Below are 960 nucleotides of genomic sequence, written 5' to 3' on the forward strand. Positions count from 1 at the left end.
AGGCTGCGAGATCAGCGCCTGCACCCTGACCCTGGAGGGCGGCGAGCCGTGGGAGTTGGAGGGGTGTGGCGAGTCGATCGTGCTGACGCTTGCGGAGCTTGACCAGGAGGGCAGCTGGACGTTGAGCGTCGAGGCGGAGTTTGAGGAGCAGATCGAGAGCGCCTCGCTCACCTTCGAGGTGCTGCATGCCTTTGAGGCGGGGCTTGAGGGCTATGAGGCAGGCGACACCATCGCGTTTAGCTACCCGCCCGAGCTTGAGAGCTTTTGCTCGCGCGACGGGGCCTGCGAGGTCACGCACCGCTGCGAAGATGAGACGGGCGCGGATCTGAGCTGCGAGGCGCTGGCGCTTCCCGATGATGCCGCCGAAGTCACGATCATTTTGAGCGCCTGCGCCACCGACACCAACGTCGAGCATTGCCTGGAAGAGCAGCGCTACACCTTTGTGTACGAAGCTCCCACCTGGGTGGAGGTGAGCGCCGGGGCGAACCATAGCTGCGGGATTCTGGACGACGGCTCGTTGTGGTGCTGGGGCAGCAATAGTAGCGGCGAGCTGGGCGTGGGGGATAGCGACCAGCGTGATGTGCCGACGCGGGTAGGTGACGCGCTCTGGCAGACGGTCGCCGCCGGCGGGCAGCATACCTGCGGGGTGCAGGTGGATGGGAGTTTGTGGTGTTGGGGGCGTAATAATGAGACACAAGTCGAATCAGCCGCCGGAAGTGCCACAAACTATGAGACGCCTCATCAAGTAGGCACGGACACGAACTGGCTCATTGTGGCGACGGGTATCGAGCATACGTGCGCCGTAACCACGACTAATTCTCTGCAATGTTGGGGAGAGAATAGCGATCAACAACTCGGCCCCGGCCCCACCTCCGAGGGGCGCGTGCAGGTCACGCTGGATGGGGGCATCGACGCTTTCGTGGCCGTGGACGCCGGCGCGGCGCATACCTGTGCGGTGAC

General features: G+C 64.1%; 1 protein-coding gene. It reads left to right on the forward strand.

All coding sequences use genetic code 11. The features are described 5' to 3' along the window. The coding region (locus tag FRC96_RS16025; protein WP_230470329.1) for an RCC1 domain-containing protein at positions 1-960 on the forward strand (960 nt) is incomplete at both ends.

This window comes from Lujinxingia vulgaris, from assembly GCF_007997005.1.
Taxonomy (GTDB): domain Bacteria; phylum Myxococcota_A; class Bradymonadia; order Bradymonadales; family Bradymonadaceae; genus Lujinxingia.